Here is an 18,525-nt window from a genome sequence, read left to right as displayed (position 1 = left end):
AAACATAGTTGATCAATAAAACGTCTCTACTGTATCAAATAAAACATCACGTGATTTTTCTCTTATCCTTTTTATTACTTCATCTGCAAGACTACGAACATCTTGATTTGGCTCTGCTTTAATGCTGATAGTGTAATTATTAGTGATGTTCTGAGTTTTATTTTGTTCTTTATTTTCAAATTTACTCCTTCCAAAATCTGCAAATATCTTATCATTATCGCTCTCTGTAAACTTTTTCTCCTCAATAAGGCTTTTGATTCTGAAATTATTCTGATTTCTCTTGGAAAATTCTTTAATTATACTGTTACTTAGCAAAGGATTTCCACTGTTGAGAATATTACTCTTTAGGGGACTATGTACTGCTTTTACTTCAGTTTTTCTTTTTTCAAACTCTTTCAGTGGGCTATTCCCTAATACTTTTCCAAATACACTTTCCCCTATCCATGAAAAAGCTTCTTCTATGGGTTTTATTATCGATTTCCAAAAGCTAGAGAAAAAGTCTTTCACCTTTTGCCAGTTAGTGATAACAAGAGCTGCGCCAGTAACAAGTCCAGCAATTAAAAGCCCTATAGGATTACTCATTACAGCAAGCGTTATTGCTCTTAGTCCTGTTACTACTGCAGGAAAAACTGTAGCTGATAAAAATGAAAATACTCCAAGTAGGTTTGCTTTCAGACCAAAAATCGTACTTCCTAGCAATGTAAATCCGTATCCTAGTCCTACTGCTGCAATTTTTAAACTTATCAAAGCTGCTACAGTACCCATGATCGTCGTGGTTAAAGTTGGATATTTTTCTGCAAAAGAAGCTATATGCTCTGTTATTGTTTTCAAACTTCCAGCTACATAATTCAAGGTAGGTAACATTACTGACCCTAGATTCATGCCAGCTTCAACTATTGCATTTTTAAGTAATTGTAATTTATTAGCTGTAGTGTCTGCACGATTTTTGAATTCTTCTTGCAGAGAGCTTCCGTACTTTTCTGTATTAGCCAGTAACTTTATTGCATCCTCATACTTATTAAAACTTCCAGCTAATAATGCAATATCATCTTGATATTCCTGACCGAAAAGTTTCATCAGGATTGTAGAACGTTCCTGATTATCCATTTTCTTTAGAGTTTGAAAAAAGTGAAGTAGTGCTTCTTCTCCGCTTTCACTGATCCTTTGTACCATTTCTTCCGCGGTTATGCCCATTTCTTCTAGTGCTGCTTTGAATTCTTTTCCTTGACCTTCAGCAGTTTGAAGTTTGCTAAGCAGTGCATTTATAGCAGTTGCAGCTTTTGCTGGTTGTTTACCTAAACTAATAAAAGCATTTACTAAGCTGCTTGTTTGTTCAAACTTTAATCCAAACTGCTTTGCAGTACCACCAACTATTGCTAGAGCTTCAACCATATCTTTTGCTTTAGCAGCAGTGTTATCTGATAAGTGGTTGATTACATTACCAACATGCTCCATTTCACTAACATCAATTCCATAAACGTTAGAAAGTTTAGCTATGGAATCACCTGCTTGCTCTGCAGACATATCAAATGCTGTAGACATTTTTGCTACTGTTTCTGTAAACTTAAAAAGATCTTCTTTCTTGATACCAAGTTGACCACCGCTTGCAGCTATTTGTGCTAATTCTGCGGCTGATAATGGTATTGTTCTTGACATTTCCTTTAACCCTTCAGCAAATTTAGTTACTTCATCTTTTTTATTATCAAACTTTACTACCTTCTTAACATCAGCCATAGCCGATTCAAAATCAATCGCAACTTTAACTGGAGCTGCAAGCGAAAGACCTAGCCCAATAGTCTCTATAATTTGTGACTTAAAATGTGCTTTACTTGCTAAAAAACTTTGGTGACTACGTATTGCAGACCCAAGCTTACCATACTTACCTTTTAGCACTTCAATAGAAGAACCAAGTTTATATTGATCACTTACTAATGACTTAATATTTCTTCCACTTTTTCTTACTTCTTCATTAAATGAATGTAAAGCATCTCTCTTTTTTAAGTATGCTTCTTTTGCTTTTGTTGCGGAGGTTTTGGCCTTGTCAAACTCTGCTTTTAAAGTTTTGCTTGGTTTCTCTATTGCTTTCATTTGTTTAGCTAAAGATTTTACTTGATCTTCAAAGCCCTTCCACGACCTCCTGCTGGTCAAAACATCATGACCTAACTGTTTAAACTTTGATACTGACTTTAAAGATGAATCAAGCTTTCTTATATTCTCACCAAGACGAGTAAGTTGACTGCTACTTCCTTTTATTACAGTATTAAAACTGCCATCTAAGACTGCTCCGATTTTTATAGATAACGTTGACATTTAGACCTCTTTGCTGTTTCTTCCCATAAGATAAATTCGTTAAATTCCATATCAAGAATGTGCTCAACTCCACCACCTATGATAGAGCTAAGCACGAGTACTTCTAATCTCAAGTCTTTTGAATAATTGGTGAAAAAAAATCCTTTAATACCTCTTGAATTTTCACATAATCAGCAATATCTAACTCTTCAATTGCTTCTTTTGCAACTGATGTCAGGTTGGCAGTCAAAGTCACTTCCTTATTTAGGTCACTACCATTAATGCGTTCTATTGCCAAATAGTCTCTAACTTTTGGACGTCTAATGGTAAGTTCTGAAACAGAAATTCCATCAACTGTTATTGGGTTATTAAGTGTTATAGCTTGCATGTTCCTCCTTAAAAAGTTAATTAAATAAAAGTCTATATCGGCTTTTACATAACTAATTTTTTTTACTATAGTTTTTGTGTTTGATTAACGATCCTTCATACTAAATTTCTCAATATAAAGATGATAGTAGGGTTTATTTTTCCTCAACTTGAATTAATTCTTGAACTTCATCGACAGAAAGACCTGTACACTTGACAATAGTGCTAATATCAACATTATTAGTCAACATCGCTTTTGCAACTTCAATCTTTCCTTCAATCTTTCCTTCAATCTTTCCTTCAATCTTTCCTTCAATCTTTCCTTCAATCTTTCCTTCTTTTTGGCATCATCAAGTTTTTGAGCAAGGACAGCCTGTTCATCACGAATACGCTTGGTCTCCTGTTCATATGCTATAAACTCTTTTTCTGACCAGTTAAACCTGTTTAGCTCTTCGTACGCTTTTTTGATTATTACGTCACTTCCTGTTATTCTTTCCAATTCTTCTTCACTTGTTTCATCAGCGTACTTAAAAAAATACACCCACTTCTCAACTATATTTGAAAGCTGATCTTCTTTAGTTTTGGAAAATTTAGGCAATTCAATAAATACAAAATAAAAATCTTTTAGATCATGTTCATTAGTATCTTCATCGCGAATAGTGTGCTTTGATTTATACTCGGACTTATCAGGAAACAGTATACAATCTGCTATAGCAATAAAGATAATTTCCTTAAGGTCATGGTATTGATCACCTTTATCTGCTTGTCTTGAATAGGCTTTAGCAGCGTAATATTGGGCACGTTTTTCAAAGCCTTTGGTTTTAGCAACCTGCATCTCAATTATCCATTGTACTCCTGTTGAATCTTTACATAGCACATCAACAATACTTTGTTTTTTAGCGGCAATTTCAGGATCTTGAATAGTACTTAAAAACTCTATATCCTGTATTGCATTTTTGCCAGTAAAGCTCAAAATATCATTGAGGAAGTGAATGAGGATGTCTTTATTCTTTTCAGTACCAAAGATACGGCGAAATGCTATATCATTTTTAGGGTCGAGAAATTTAGATAAAGCCATAGCACAAATGCTTAAAAAACATTAATAATTATACAGTATTATCAGTAATTTTTCAATAAAAAAGTGGTTATATGAAAAGGCATCCATCTATTCCATTAAATCCCTAAAATCGTTTGCAGCAAGGCCATTTGATCAACACCGTTTATCTTTCTTATCATATTTTCAGCATCGATCTCTATCAGTTCATTACCACCTATAGTAAGTTTATAGTAATGAGCAGCTACAGTACACTTCAGCGTTGCTTTTTCAGCAGGTTTCCAGCTACCAAAGTCAAATTCTTTGAATATGCCTCTAAGGTTGATAATTACTCCTTCAACCTCATTGCTGCCACTGCCTTGTAATCCGCCCCTTAGCGTCAAAGCTACTGAATTTCCATCTATCAAACCAAAAAGTCTAAAAAGTTCTGAATCATATTCTGCAAAAGTAAAATCTGCTTCAAGCTTTTCCATGCCCATGTCAATATTTATTGGAATATCCATACCACCAGCTCTATATTCTTCAGTTTTTATGGTAAGCTTCGGTAAGGTTATTTCATCTATTTTTCCTGCATAACCCCGACCATCTACGAATACATTAAAATTCTTTAAAATCTTCGGTAACATCTCTTTCTCCCATTTTTATAATATTGTACCACTCACAAGATGTGACCTGAAAGTAATCTGTTCTGCCGGATATGGTGGTGTAAACTCGAAGTCAAAATACACTTTCCCGCTTGCAATGTTTGCCGGTGTATTGAGCTCTGGAGTTGCGTAACATTTTCCGCTAATAATCGCTCCTTGTACTTTTAAATTGGCCAAATAAGAATTCACCCCCTCAATTACATCATCTATATAAGTTTTGGTGATATTGCGATCAACTGCCCATAAATGAGCTCGAAGTAAACTATCATTGATTAAATCTGCAGTCCTTCTCACTGACAAAAAAGCCCATTTTGAGTCATTTGAACATGTTCTATTTCCCCAAAGCCTGTAGCCATTTTGATGAATTATCGTTGTTACTTCATTTTCATTTAAGTGGTTTGCTCTGCAATTTGTATTACCGAGCGTAAAATCAATAGGCCTGCTTGTTCCAATAATACCATTTATCTCTTTATTTGAAGGTGAGTGCCAAAATCCTTGTTCGCTATCTACTTTTGCTATTAAACCAGCTACAAATGGGCTTGCTGGCAAGATTTCTTCTTCAATAAGTACCTTCACCCATGGATCAACTACGTAAACTCTTGAGCTGCCTACACTTTTTCTCCACTTGATTGCTTCTTCATCATTGGTATTTGGACCATCTGCTACTATTATAGCTCTTAATTTTTCTGCTATAGAAATTAATGCTGCAACCACTGGATTTTTGCCATCTTCTGGTAGTTGGTGAGTAAATTGAGGCGCAATGAGTATTCTTGGCGCAACATGAACTATGCTTTCACTGCTGAGAAATGCCTCAATTCCCTGATATTCTCCAGTTTCTTCGTCAACTCTACCAATTATATTCTTCAGCGTCTCTTCTTCTTTTAATTTTGGATCACTTTCTTCAACTCGAATAACTACTACTGTTGCACCAATTTGGGAAAATACTCCATTTACTGCTGAAAAAAGAGTCCCCTTTTTGCCAAGTTTTACCGCTTCTTTTAAGCTTCCTGCTATCAGTACTGGTTTATTTAGTGGAAACTTTTGCCCGTCAGCATCAGGTGCAGTACCAATTACTCCAATTACCGATGATTTAGCTGTTCGTACTGTCCTCGCTCCTGAGGTAACCTCGATAACATTTACCCCATGTAAAAATTGTTCTGTCATTTTTTGCTTTTTCCCCTTTAGCTTTCTAAAACCTTTTGCATTTTTTGCTTAAAATCGTTGAGTAAACTCTGCAACTCTTCTTTATCCCTGACTTCCTTAATTTTCTTCTTGGCTAAATCTTCAAGCTCTTCACATTTAATTATTGCTTTTACTGCTTTTTTCACTTTTTCCTCAATTATTCTTGCCATTTCAATAACTGTAATACCACGGACTTTTGCTAATGGTTCTATAATTTCTGTATCCTTTTCATCTATAGATTCTGGTGCTGCTAGAATGCTTTTTGCGGCTTCCGCTTGAATCTCATAAGATTTAGCTTTTTGGTGAGAATGACCTGCATATTGGTGAGTATGATTATCATAATAGAAACGCATACTATCAAATGCACAAAGCTTCGCATTATCCAGTAACTCCTTTTGTATATCTTCTTTAGTACGCTGAGCAATTTTTCCTCCTTCTGTTAAACAATAGCTTTTTTGCCAATCAAAATCTTCTGGTGCTTCATACCAATCATTTTCAGTTGGCTTGCTTTCAAGTGTTGTTGTTTCTACTTGTTTATCATTTTCAAATCTAATGTAGATAGACATTGTTTGTTACCTCCAAATCTCATACGTGTTAGATAATCCTGGACATTGCCAAGCTTTTAGCGTTCTCTCCACATCTACTTCAAGTCCTGTAGTTAGAACATTGCTACGTATGTTATAAATCCCCCACTGAATAAATTGACCATAGTTGTGTACATAATTTGATGCAAGCATACCTTGACTAACTTGTGTTCTGGAATACAGATAAGATGATGTGTAAAGTAATATTGCAACTGTTTTTCCTGCTGGAATCTCCACATTACCAGATCCGGCTAACTTGCTATCAGAACTCGTGTATTGGTAAACATTTTTCCATACTATTTTTGAAATACTTGATTTATTAGAATTAGTGTTATCAGGAGTTCCCACAAATAATCCTGCTCCCCCATACTCTGTACTCGAGTACGATGATCCAACAAATTCCATTGTCTTATTTATGTTCACATTGGTTGTATTTTTTACAAATACTACTCCAAGTGCAGCATACGGGTAATAGTATATCTCATCATAACTACCTGAAAAACTTTTTGTGCATAACTCTCCGTAAATAAATGTTCCTTTACTTCCCTCTATAAAACTTAGTTGTCTTGGCCGATAAAAACTAACGTAATCTGTATTGTACGTATGGCTACCTGCTAGTAGTTGTAACATATAGTCAGTTTTTGTTATATCACTACTCCACTTTCCAAGCTCTGTCGTAAAAGTTCCGTGGCCAAAATAATTATTTTTTCTGCCAAGTACACCAAATAAGAAAGGTAATGACCCTGGTTCAACCATGTTGCGCTTTCTTATTTCATTTATAAGAGACGCTTTTAACTGTTCATCCCGAGTTTTTACCTCATTAGAGATGTTTTCAATTCGAGTTTCTATTTCTCCTATAATTGATGAGCCAGATGGTACATTATTAACAGCACGAAAATCTTCTACTAAACCTTTAAGACCATCTTTATGACTATTACTAATGCTATTTATTGCTGCAATATTGGCATTCTTTCTCGTATCAAGTAGCGATAAATTTGTTGTTCCTTTTTCATCAATTCTCTTTAATAACTGCTTCTCTGATTCAGAGATCACTGCTAAAGAACTAGCTTTTTTATTATCCAGATCAGTTAAGTGTTTTTTTGCACTATCAAGAAGTTCTTTTAGCTTACCATCAGTCATCTGTACAATTTCAGAAACTGCACTTTTGTCGACTATTGATTCCAATGCTTTAGCAAGATATGCTAATTGATCTGGTGTACTGTTTGCTACTAAATCCTTAAGTCTTTTTTGTAGTGCATCAATTATCTCTTTTACCTCAGTCATCTGCACAATGTCAGCAATAGCTTTTTTATCTGCTATCAATTCCAGCGATTTTGCAAGATATGCCAGTTGATCAGGTGTGCTATTTGCTGCTAAATCCTTTATCCTTTGGTATATTGCTTCTTTCATTCCCAAAAATTTAAAAAAGTCTCAAAATTAAACCGCTCAAAATTACTCTTAAGTTGATTATGCTCATCTTCTCTTTCGGTAATATCTTCATCTATTTTTTCTATAGCTCTGCGAATACGTACTACATCTTCCACTGCAATATTTTCTGGATGTGGTAGTGTATATCCTCGTTTGCTTTGGTCATTTGGCATTGATTCAAGTAATAATCACTCGCAAATTTTTGACTTTAGGACGATAGACAACTGTTCCACTTAAAACCAATTTTATCCTTGTCTCATTGCCATTAAAGTTTGTCAGTATGTGTACTCTCTCTACCCAATTTTCTCCAATTGGTTTTCCTGATGTTAAATTTACTAATTGCCAATCCACATTTTTTTGCACATATGCTTTTACATCTGCAGTGCCAGGTATTAGCGCATCATATGTTATGGTGATCTTGGTGTTAGCTCCTGCTGTAATGCTTCTTGTAACATAATCTCCTTTTTCCCCTATATTACCTATAACTAGCTGTAACCCAGGATATAGCACTGGACTTTTTTCTTTTGACCCTTTTAAATTTGCCTTTACTGTTAGCTCTCCAGATAATCTTTCACGCAGTGCGAGCGGTAAATTATCAGACAAAAAGTTTTCTCTTCCCTCTTCATCTGTTAAGATAAATTCTACATTGGTATCAAATGCTACTTTTTCGACGTTCGTCAAAACAATTAAATCTGATACATTATTTACAGTAACTTTGCCCAGGTCAACAACATGAGAAACTTCACTAAATTTTGCAGCTAGTAGTCGAAACGTTAAATCTAAATTTTGATGTGGAGTCCAGGTGCTTGCATTGCTAGATGACAGTAATACTCCTACTTGATATGGCTGACTTGTTACCCAACGGCTATTTACTGCATCATATTTGCCAAGTTCTGCTATTTTGACTGTTGTCTCTGAATCATCGGTAAGTAAAACTATTGCATATTCTTGTCCTGCATGGCAAAACACTGGTGACCAAGTAATACGTGTTGCTGTGCCATCTATCTTTATATCTTTTGGCTCAATATAACTTTCAGCAATGACAGTCTGCGAGGGCATGCCCACTGCTGTTTCTCTAATCTGCACAACAACACGTTTTTTGCCGTTATTTACAAACCATAACTCTAGACCTCCTATGTGTCTGCTCTCATTTAAAGTAAATGTTTGCGCTAAAGGATCAACTCTTCTTGCTGCGATCACTCTTCTTCTTTCTTCTATAGTAATAGTTTTTTTACCAGTATAAGTTGCCTCTCCATAGCTTCCTTTATCCCCATAAAACTGTACTAATTTAGTACCTGCTGGAATGTTTGCTGGTACTTTCACCTTTCCCTTTAATTTTCCCTGGTTGTTAGCTCTTTTTTCCACTTTTTTTTCCTCTATGCCATAGGTATAATAGAAATGCCATCAAATTTTATTTCCTTAAGCTTTTCATCTGGCTCAAAACCTTCAATTTCAAAATTCTGTACTGCTTCTCTCATAAATTCAGTTTCGTATGAAGTACTTGACAGCAGCTCTGTCGTTTCTTTAACATTAAATACTCTTGTTACTGGACTTTTCCAATTCGTGGTAACCTCTGTCCAGTGGTCAATGTTTTTATTTAGAGTAATTTGTGCCGGAACTGGATCAAAAGCTTGATATGGATTGATCTTTTCTCCTTTGGTCTGTGAAAGCTGCTCCAGTACCGGTTCAAGTTCATACGGCAAAAGATATCTTTCCCCACCTTTTTCAATATCTGCAACTTCTACATCTATTGGCAGAACTAGCTCTCTATTTACTATTGCTGCAGACTGCGAAATTCCTTGATCACGCATATCATCATCAAAGAATGAATCAACAAATACTCCTTTTTTGGTGGTAGGTTCTCTTGAATTTGCATCATTGCGTAGACGTTCCTCTGCAACCAGCGCATAAAGATCATTTATTCCTTTTTTCATTGCTTCAAGCTCATTCATCGGTACAGCATGAATAGCATTATTCACTATTTTTACCCCTTCTTTTTCTCCGTTTTTCCATGTCTGATGAATGTAGCAGAGCAAAAGTTGTCCGCTAGGCGCTTTAGGCATCGATGGTCGCCAAGAGTGGGAAATTCCTTTTATTCTTCTTACCACCCCTTTGCTATCGATAGTAATTAAATCAAAGCGGGGCATTTTCCAGGTGTAATCAACCAGAACCAAGCTATTATCAACTGCTCCTTTCACTTTACATCCCTTTTCATTTATATCTTCAGGGCTTACATGAGTGCGGCAGCGATAGGTTATTAGGTAACTACTCCCAGGAGCTGGTTCTTTGCCAGGTAATGACCAATCGACGTTTCCTGCATTTAACTTATAGTCTATACTATTTTCATAAATAACATTGCCTTGTTTAACTTGAATAATCTCAAGTACTGCAGAGTCAGGTATTGGATCAACAGCTCCTGAATATGAACCGTGAGTAACAGTAATAGTTTTCTGAACAGTGATATCTACTTTTTTAATTTCACTTATTGGAAAATCATTAACCTTCAGTTCCATTACTCTTTGGCTATTTGGCTGAAAAGTATGTGGTTCTGATTCAACTGATTTTATATCCGGATCTTCATCAAAAGAAACACGAATACTGTGAGGAAGTTCAATCTCATAGCCATCAACATGAGCTTTGCCCTCATTAATCACAAATATTTTTTTTCCTCCTTCTCCCTCTTCCTTTTGCAGGAACATTACTTCAAGACCATTTACGACGTAGGAACCATTTGCCTCTTTGTCATAACGAGCAAGAGCGGTAGTTACTATATTTGCTTGTGGTGGAGGTGAATGTTCTATTAATACTCCATTTTCAATATTGTAAATTGGGTAAAATTCGCCATTTGTAGAGTTAACAGTAACACTTTCTACTTGGTATCCCCAAATGGTGGAAACTTTAAGCCTTGCTGCTCCTACTTCCTGATAATTTCTTGTACCAATTGCAGGATCACGAAGGTTTTCATCCTCAAGTTCTGTAATGGTAGATTCTACATAATAAACACCTATGCGAACTATAGTACTCAGTGGAATAGTAAATTCTTCTTTTTCGACTTTTCTAACTGCTCCACGAAGATAGATTTTTCCTGATTCAAGCGTAACTTTACCAGTTTCTCTATCTATAATACAATTGCTTCCTGTTATAACATCACCATCACGAAATATTGCATCGCCTATGCCTTTAAGCTTAGAGAGAGCATACTCCTGAGTCTCGTTTAATTCTGCTGACTGTAGACCTCTTCCTGCAAGAAACAAGCTTTTTTCGTATTCTTTATCAGGATTAAAGCGGTTATAATAGGCGTTTAAAGTCATTTTGTTTCAAAAAGTTACAACAAATGAAAAAGTTTCCCGAGTTGCAGATGTTCTGATAAGTGGTACGGTATGTTCCAAAACCAATAAAATCCCATGGTCTTCTATATCTTGAGGTTCAAAATATCTCTGTCCTTCAGGTAATTCTTTTTTTACTTTAGTACCAACCATAACCCCTAGCTCTCTGATTACTCGATTTGCTGCATCCGTGAAATCGAAAGTGAATTTGAGAAAAAGATTATTGGTTGGTACATCAGAAGGCCTAAACCTTCCAGAAGGAGTTATAAGTTCGCCGTTTTCATCACCTGTGCAGAATAGCACTTCATCTGCAGTACGTCTGCCAAATTCATTCAAGAGCTTTATAGAATTTATAGGTTCAGGTGGTGTGCTTTGAATGTACTCTATGGTAACTTTATCACTTACTGGAATAGAGCTATTTTCCGTACGTTTAATTACACCAGTACTGCTATCAACTGTATAGTCAACACTTGGCTGATGCATTGTTTGTCCTGTAACAACCTTCACATCTTTAACAGGTTGATGATCAAGTTTTATTTCACCCTTAACGAAAGTTTTTTCTACTTTATGGCTACTTCCAGAGCTTCCATCACCACTTCCCCAAGCAAGATGGATAGATTGCTTTTTTATGCTGGCTGCTATTGCTGCTCTGCCTGATTGCGTTAGAATTGACATTATCTGTTTTCAACCCTCCTATTATATATAATCGCTTTTTCTCTTCAATTTGTTCAATTTTTTTTTATTATTTTTTTATGGTAGTATTGACGCAACTGTTTAATATACTACAGTTGTCATAATATTTTTTCTTTTGGACAATGATTGCCAATCAAGAATTCTGGGAAGATGATCTTGAAGTTCCTGCTACTGAGTTACTATTGAGTTTTCAAAATCCTGATTTGTGCAAAAGTTGGATTAACTCTCTTAATAATAAGCAATTAAATGTTATTCTTAAACAACACTTCAATTATCAACAGCATTTGTTTGATAATAGTCCTTATTATGACTATAGGTCAGTTCAGCAAAAGCGTAAATTCCTTATCGACAGCAACCTTGATTATTTACCTAATTATTATTTAATCAGCTACTTTAGCCGTTTGAAGTCTGATTCAGCCATAATTGAGATAGCAAAGCCTATATTGAGTGGCGATGTAAAATATGATAAAAAATCTATACTATTTACTCTCTTTCTTATTGACCATAACTTGCTGAAGCACGTCTTTCTTTTTAATAAAGTTCAAAAAAGAAGTTTTTCATCATTTATTTTAAATAATCCTCCAAGACAAAGACAGAGCTCATTTAAAGATTTTTTGTCGAAAGAGGTACTGCGAGAGATATTAACTCAACATGATTCTCTAGCAAATGACAACTTTGAAAGTAAGTTCAAAGGTTTTTTTTACTACCAAGACCGCATTTACTTATTTATACGTCGTGCTAGTGATTCAGACCTGGTACTTAGCTCAAACCAAGTAATACACGGTTACAAACCTGACTGGATTATTCTTGACTTCTCTTTAAATAGCAATCAGGTAAATTTGTGTACTAAAAACCTCAAACGTGGCTTAGAAATAGCAAACAGCATTGCCAGTCGATATTTTCAACGTGAATGCTCATTTATTAATCTACGTAATCAGAATAAAGTTGCCCAAGTGCGTACATTCTTGACTGACTGTGTACATGAATTAATAAAAGACATCAAATTAATTGAATTAAAGTTTACGTCACCTGAACCAAGCACTTATTTTACATTAAACACAAATTCCATAGAAAAGTGGTTAAAGGTGTTAGAGCCTTCAATTGGCAGTATAATCTACAATATTAGTCTTGTTCAACATATAAAGGTGATATTTAGAAACAAAAAAGTTACTCTATCTTTTCATGCCAATACAGACTATATAGCGATCAATTATTCAGAACACGTACTTGATAAAAAAGAACGTGAAGATTTTAAGTTAATGTTTTCCAATACTTATGGACTTACCATTCTGTCAAAAGCAAAATCCAACTTTCTACAGGCAAATAGTTACTAATCTGCTACGGTGGAGTGACTCTTATGATACACCTAGCAGAGATTATTTAGAAGTTGCACAATACCTGTCAAGTCTTGGGTTTGTAAATTTAAGAGAATATTACTTTATAATCTGTGCTAATGATGAAGATGAGTTTGATTTTCATGTAATAAATCCTTTCTGCAACAATAGATTAGAAATTGTCAGCGATTATGATGAAGATTATGATAACCCAATAATGTGTGACCTCTGTGAACGTGATATTTTACCTGATACTTATAAAAAACAGCGTTACTTTTCTTTAGAGGTAAAAGTTAATCATTTGAAAGTTATAGAATGGTTTGAAAAGCAATTAGCAAGTTTAAAGATTACTTGTAATAAAGTAGCAACCGGAGTTTATTATGTTATTGTTGACACAAGCCTTATCAGCTTAATTATTCCCGAATGCTGTCCTGATAACTCATACTCTGCTGTGGATAAGTTAAAAACCACCCCTACTGCTTTAATAACTTTTAATAAGGAGAGTCTTAAGCCACCACTGAATCTACACATTGTTCCTATAGCAGATCTAATTTGCGAAGATCAAAGTTTAAATGAAGTATTGCATCAAACAGTAGAAAAAGGAGTACCAGAATTATTACCTAATGTTTCTTTTCAGGCATTCAATTGCTATTCTTACATTCCATTGCAACAGACTAAGTCTACTCCAGCAGAAAAGACTTTTCAGCTCCATATTAAAGGCAATGACATTTGTGTTAATGGTATAGGAGTTATCGAAACACAGTCAAAGTCTGGAAGAATATTTTTTATTTTCTTAGATCAATTTTTTCATGACTTTAAAAGTGGAATTTCTCCAGAGCAATACAAAACTTTAAACGTTGGAGAAATTGCAAATCGCTTAGAAAACATTCACGATGTTGAACAACAAATTCGCAAACCAATAAATAGAATGCAAAAAACTATAGCAGAGAAATTGGCTATAACTTTAGGTTTAAATGTCAAAAAAGACGATATTATTCAAACTCTGCCATGGTCAGGGATAGGTACTAAGGAATATGGCTACAGGCTTAATCCTTTTACTATTGTTCTTAAAAAATGAGTGTTATTAAATATCTCTCCTCGTTAAATGCTCAGCCATCAACTATGTTTTTTAAAATTTTTTGAATTTAGTCTCATTTGTTGATAATTTTGTATTTTTATTCAATTGAAAAATGTATTTTGGCAACAAAAACCCTAGTTTATACAGAAAGAAATTTATATCAAACAGCAAGCACTGCTTAGATTTTATGGTTAACGAATATGTGCTTTAAATGTGTGTAGACGCACATATTCGTTAACCTATTTTCTATACAGATTTTTTTTATTTCATATTAATTGCTTCTTTAAGTCTTGCATTGGCAATTACTATGATTTTTCGCATTAGAGCTGTTATAGCTACCATCTTCTTTTTACCTCTACCAATAAGATCAGAATAAAAAGCACCAAGTGCAGATTTAGATCTTGCAGCAGCCATAGCAGCTGTGAAAAGCTTTGCACGAACGTTGCTTCTACCACCTGTTATCCTTCGATAACCAATAGTTTTACCGCTTTCTTTTGGATGTGGAGCAACTCCAGCAAGACTTGCAACTTCTTTTTTGTTTAGGTGGCCAAGTTCTGGCATTAGACACACAAAAACTTGTGATAACTTGAGACCTATTCCTGGCACTGTTCTCAAGATTTTTTGACGCTTTTGTAACTCTGGATTTTTATCAATAATTCTTTGTATGGCATCGTTGAACTCATTTATCTGACTGGTAAAAAAGTCTATTGTTTTTTGGCAACTTTCCTTTATATAGTCGTTTTCAGGTGCTGCAAGCCTACATTTCTCTTGAGTTCTCATTTGCGTAATGTCATCACGACGTTGACAGAGTGCAACTAAGGCGGTTTGTTCTTTTGACATACGCACAAATAGAGATAGAGCACTATAGCGTTCAAAACCATATTGAGCAAGGGCTCTTGCATCTGATTGATCTGTCTTTGCTAAAGTTCCATGTGATATGATAAAACTTTTTACTTTACGAGTATTAGCTCGATGTACAGCAACATTCTTATCAACAAGAAAATGTGCTAAGCCAAGCTCATATTTTCCAGTGTTTTCTAAAGTTACTAGAGAATTAGGTAGGATATCTGAAAATTTTTGAAACAACTGTTGCCAACCAGTAGCATCATTGTCAAACTTGATAGCTCTCCTTTGGTTATAAGCTGCAGCAACATTTTTAAATTTTCCGATATCAATGCCAATGAAATTTTGATAAGATGTAATCATAATAAATAACCTCGATAGTTTAATTAATTTAAGATTGTAAACGGGTGCATACATATGTCCCATGCAACTATTCAAACGTATCGAGAGATGGGGCTAGTTTACCTTGATGGCTACGGTTGTAATACCAACTTTCATTCGGTCGCACACGCCCGTGATAGCCCTATTCCTATAGTGAGTAGGGTTATCTTTCCCTCTTATCTCTTTTATATCACATTTTTAACTTACAACTTTCATAACTTTTACGCGCTCTGGTATTTCTTTTTCATAGAATTTAATATAACCTGAAGCAACTAATGCGTTAACATATCTACGAATGGAATGACAACTCTTCAAACCAAATGTATCTTCAAATAAATAGCAAAATTGGCTTTTAGTATAAAATTTTCCCTTAGCTGCTCTCTCATTAATTAACCGTAAAATGATGTCATAACTTTTTTTTCGACGTTGTTTTACAGTTGGTTTTTCTGATACAGTTTGCCAACTGTCATTTACTTTTTCGATCTGCATAGGTAAAATAGATTTACCATTTCTAAGTTCAAATATCAATTGACGAGTATTTTGTTCTCCGTTTGGCTTGATCATCATTATCCCTGAAGTATAAAAACTTCTTAAAGCCGATGCTCCGCTAAAGTTTTGAAATGGTTCCTCTACTAATGACTTTTTCGATACCTTGTTAGTATTGTGCGTTAAAATGATTCCACAACTAGGGTTTGTTATAGACCTCAATTTTTCAACTCTATCTTTTAAAAAACAAAACATCGAGCTATTACTATTTTCTCCTTTATATTGATTGAAATCAAAAACACCACGTAGTGTATCTATAGCAATGATATCAACTGTTTTAACGTCTAGTCTCTCTGCTATAATATCTTTTACTTCTTCTACTCCTTGAGAATTCAAAAGTAAGCTTGTTTTTGGTGTAATAATTAAATTTTTTGATATTAATTCTAGAGATTTATCATCAAATTTCAATTGTTGTAGCCGTTCCTTAATGTAGGGATATTCAAGATCAGTTTGAAGATAAAAGATCTTTAATGGTCTAATTGGAACCATACTCAAAAACGGTAGTCCCGCTGACAGATGTGCTAACCAAGAAAGCAGTAGATCAGTCTTGCCAACCTTTGGAGCTCCTCCAAGTAGTAAAAGTCCTCCAGGAGTAAGAATTCTCGGTAAAATTATATCCTCTGGTGATGGAGATTTATCATTTAGATAATGACTAGCAGGAAATGCTTTTTTCTCAGATAATACACTTAAACTTTCACGGTTCTCAGATGATATACCTAAACTTTCAGGATTCTCACAGGACATACCTAAATTGTCTAGTTCCACTGCTACTTTTTTAACATATTGTTCATCTTTTTCCGGCCAAATTATTATATGCTTATCTGTTAGCATAGACCAATCCGTTTTCTCAATATCATCATCTATTGCAGTTGTTGCTGTAAAACCTCTCTTTATTAAACTATCAGCACGGTTTTCACCTTTAACTATAATCACTTCATCAGACTTAATAATACCGGGAATGTTATATAATGGCTTCAGACCATTCCTAGAGGTTCTTAGATTCCATATATGTCTATAATTGTTTTTATACAAATAAACATAAGCTATAGCCTCATTATTTTTATCAAGGTAGCTATATTTTGCTATTATACGCTCACTAAGCCACTTGGTTATAAGGCTGGTAATCTCAGAAAAATCAGTTTTATTGGTTATTATGCTCCAGAGTTCAATAATATCTCCGTTAGTTTTCTTATCACAGTTATACCAAGTGCCAGTTTGCTTACCTTCTGCCACTACCATCAAGTGGTCTTTATTAATATTTCCAGAATAGAACCCATAACCAAATTTACCACCAGGCAATAAGTAAGACAGACACTCTTTAATATTGTGAGCCAATAACATTTTTATCTCTTGTCTTGATTCAGTAATGCAAAACTCCATGTAACCTCCGATTAATTTACTATAAAAATAGTTGCAATTTATTTAGAATGGTATCCAATCAGCGTCTGAATTTTTCTCTTGTTCAGGAGTAATGACCGTAGCAATTCTGTTCCTATCTCCATAGGTATTATTAGCCTCAATGCCTACTTTTGCTGTGAACTCCAGGCCGTTTAAATCTGCAATTGAGTTGATTTTTCGCGCAAGAACTGCTTTTTCTGATGTGTCATTTGTATGAATATTACGAGCTGACTCTAAAATACTGCGAATCATAGAACGTCCAGATTCTCCCCAAGTATCTTCTTTACCTTCTGATTTGCCACTTTTAATACCAATTATTTGGTAAATCTTACATTTTGCGTATGGACCTTCAATGACGGTAAATTCAGCGTTTAAATAGATGCTGCCAGTATCATAGCTTTTAGTGAACCAATTTTCGTAACCACCAGGCTTAATTGCCATTTTTACCTTGACTATTGTACCTTTAGGTATTAAACTACTCTGTAGTTTTGCATTATTGAAATCAGTTAAAAAATCTTGCAGCATAAGTTGCCCCCTATATATCAATTGATTTTTAAAAAAAGCTCAGTTATTCCATTGATCAAGAAGCTGCCAGCTACCGTTGATCTTATCGATAAGTTTATTTGGCACACGTTTACCATTGCGTAGCTCAAGTACTATTTGACGTCTGGTACTTTCCTCATCATAAGCAACCATCACCATGCCAGTAGTGTAAAATCCCCTGAGAGATCCAGCACCACTTAAGCCCTGAAATGGATCTTCTTCGAGCATTTTCTTGGATAATTTTTTCGTGTGATGCGTTAATATTATTCCAGCATTTGGGTTAATAGCATTACGTAGTTTTTCAAGAGTTTTTTGCAGAAAGAATAGCATAGCGCTATTATCGTTTTCATTGCCATACTCACTACTAAAGATGTTGCGCAGAGGGTCCACTGCCAAAATATCAGGCTTAAAGCGTTCCTTCGCAATTTCTTTTATGTAATTTATTTCTTCATGGCAAAATGATAAATGCACTTTTGGCGTAATTATTAGGTTATTAGCAGCTATTGCCAAAAGTTCTGGATCAAGTTGAAGACATTGCAAACGTTCCTTCATATATTCGTATTCAATTTCAGTTTGCATGTAGAAGATTTTCAAAGGTCTACTTGGAGTCATACCAAGAAAAGAAACACCTGCAGCCATATGGACAAGCCAAGAGATCAAAAAGTCACTTTTACCTATTTTAGGAGGGCCACCTAGAACCAATAAACTTCTCTGAGTTAAAATTCTTGGTGAGACGATGTCTTTCGGTATAGGTGATTGGTCATTCAAATATTCTTTCATACTGAAAAAGGGAATCTTTTGACCAGTAGTTAAAAAGTCTTGTAACATATGTAACC

16 protein-coding genes and 1 pseudogene are annotated in these 18,525 nt (G+C 34.8%); 2 read left to right on the top strand and 15 right to left on the bottom strand.

The genetic code is table 11. The features are described 5' to 3' along the window. Positions 1-12: 12 nt before the first annotated feature. The 11 genes and pseudogenes from ABWU65_RS00925 to ABWU65_RS00875 all read right to left on the bottom strand — a co-directional run bounded on the left by ABWU65_RS00925 (position 13) and on the right by ABWU65_RS00875 (position 11,548). Positions 13-2,310: a phage tail tape measure protein gene (locus ABWU65_RS00925; protein ID WP_353279992.1), complete on the bottom strand. Its 2,298-nt coding sequence runs from the start codon at positions 2,308-2,310 to the stop codon at positions 13-15. Between the two features lie 109 nt (positions 2,311-2,419). Further along, positions 2,420-2,677 carry a phage tail assembly protein gene (locus ABWU65_RS00920; RefSeq protein ID WP_017532593.1) on the bottom strand — a complete coding sequence of 86 codons (258 nt, stop codon included), beginning with the start codon at positions 2,675-2,677 and terminating at the stop codon, positions 2,420-2,422. 133 nt (positions 2,678-2,810) lie between these two features. Beyond that, positions 2,811-3,733: pseudogene (locus tag ABWU65_RS00915) on the bottom strand (Rpn family recombination-promoting nuclease/putative transposase). 95 nt (positions 3,734-3,828) lie between these two features. Next, entirely contained in the window at positions 3,829-4,335 is a 507-nt protein-coding gene (locus ABWU65_RS00910; protein ID WP_353279991.1) for a phage major tail tube protein, read from the bottom strand. A 15-nt stretch (positions 4,336-4,350) separates the two neighbouring features. Further along, positions 4,351-5,517: a phage tail sheath subtilisin-like domain-containing protein gene (locus ABWU65_RS00905; RefSeq protein ID WP_353279990.1), complete on the bottom strand. Its 1,167-nt coding sequence runs from the start codon at positions 5,515-5,517 to the stop codon at positions 4,351-4,353. A 17-nt stretch (positions 5,518-5,534) separates the two neighbouring features. Beyond that, positions 5,535-6,101 (bottom strand): hypothetical protein, encoded by a 567-nt coding sequence (locus ABWU65_RS00900; protein ID WP_353279989.1) that lies wholly within the window; start codon positions 6,099-6,101, stop codon positions 5,535-5,537. 6 nt (positions 6,102-6,107) lie between these two features. Further along, the gene (locus tag ABWU65_RS00895; protein ID WP_353279988.1) at positions 6,108-7,529 is read right to left on the bottom strand and encodes a hypothetical protein; all 1,422 of its coding nucleotides are present in this window, start codon (positions 7,527-7,529) and stop codon (positions 6,108-6,110) included. Further along, on the bottom strand, positions 7,526-7,720 hold the full coding sequence (locus ABWU65_RS00890) for a hypothetical protein (RefSeq protein ID WP_264735741.1): 195 nt from the start codon (positions 7,718-7,720) through the stop codon (positions 7,526-7,528). Before ABWU65_RS00890 ends, ABWU65_RS00895 begins: the two co-directional genes overlap by 4 nt. A gap of 4 nt (positions 7,721-7,724) precedes the next feature. Beyond that, on the bottom strand, positions 7,725-8,912 hold the full coding sequence (locus tag ABWU65_RS00885; RefSeq protein ID WP_353279987.1) for a hypothetical protein: 1,188 nt from the start codon (positions 8,910-8,912) through the stop codon (positions 7,725-7,727). A gap of 11 nt (positions 8,913-8,923) precedes the next feature. Further along, positions 8,924-10,858, bottom strand: coding sequence for a DUF4815 domain-containing protein (locus ABWU65_RS00880; RefSeq protein WP_353279986.1), 1,935 nt, complete (start codon positions 10,856-10,858; stop codon positions 8,924-8,926). Between the two features lie 6 nt (positions 10,859-10,864). After that, positions 10,865-11,548 (bottom strand): hypothetical protein, encoded by a 684-nt coding sequence (locus ABWU65_RS00875; protein WP_264336571.1) that lies wholly within the window; start codon positions 11,546-11,548, stop codon positions 10,865-10,867. A gap of 140 nt (positions 11,549-11,688) precedes the next feature. On the opposite strand from ABWU65_RS00875, the gene ABWU65_RS00870 reads away from it, so the two are divergent. Together ABWU65_RS00870 and ABWU65_RS00865 are read left to right on the top strand one after the other, a co-directional pair. Beyond that, on the top strand, positions 11,689-12,900 hold the full coding sequence (locus ABWU65_RS00870; protein ID WP_007301877.1) for a hypothetical protein: 1,212 nt from the start codon (positions 11,689-11,691) through the stop codon (positions 12,898-12,900). Continuing rightward, the gene (locus ABWU65_RS00865) at positions 12,842-13,978 is read left to right on the top strand and encodes a hypothetical protein (RefSeq protein ID WP_007303017.1); all 1,137 of its coding nucleotides are present in this window, start codon (positions 12,842-12,844) and stop codon (positions 13,976-13,978) included. Before ABWU65_RS00870 ends, ABWU65_RS00865 begins: the two co-directional genes overlap by 59 nt. A 261-nt stretch (positions 13,979-14,239) precedes the next feature. Here the strand turns inward: ABWU65_RS00865 and ABWU65_RS00860 are convergent, their stop codons facing one another. The 4 genes from ABWU65_RS00860 to ABWU65_RS00845 all read right to left on the bottom strand — a co-directional run bounded on the left by ABWU65_RS00860 (position 14,240) and on the right by ABWU65_RS00845 (position 18,517). After that, positions 14,240-15,184, bottom strand: a complete 945-nt coding sequence (locus ABWU65_RS00860) for an IS110 family transposase (RefSeq protein WP_353279985.1) — start codon at positions 15,182-15,184, stop codon at positions 14,240-14,242. Between the two features lie 216 nt (positions 15,185-15,400). Next, positions 15,401-17,128 (bottom strand): AAA family ATPase, encoded by a 1,728-nt coding sequence (locus ABWU65_RS00855; RefSeq protein WP_353280109.1) that lies wholly within the window; start codon positions 17,126-17,128, stop codon positions 15,401-15,403. A 42-nt stretch (positions 17,129-17,170) separates the two neighbouring features. Continuing rightward, positions 17,171-17,671: a hypothetical protein gene (locus ABWU65_RS00850; RefSeq protein ID WP_007301871.1), complete on the bottom strand. Its 501-nt coding sequence runs from the start codon at positions 17,669-17,671 to the stop codon at positions 17,171-17,173. A gap of 39 nt (positions 17,672-17,710) precedes the next feature. Next, the gene (locus tag ABWU65_RS00845; protein WP_353280107.1) at positions 17,711-18,517 is read right to left on the bottom strand and encodes an AAA family ATPase; all 807 of its coding nucleotides are present in this window, start codon (positions 18,515-18,517) and stop codon (positions 17,711-17,713) included. Between the last annotated feature and the right edge of the window lie 8 nt (positions 18,518-18,525).

Origin of the sequence: Wolbachia endosymbiont (group B) of Silvanus unidentatus, assembly GCF_964028615.1 — a bacterium.
GTDB lineage: Bacteria > Pseudomonadota > Alphaproteobacteria > Rickettsiales > Anaplasmataceae > Wolbachia.
Note: the sequence above shows the minus strand (reverse complement) of the source record. Positions and strands in the feature narration are given on the sequence as shown.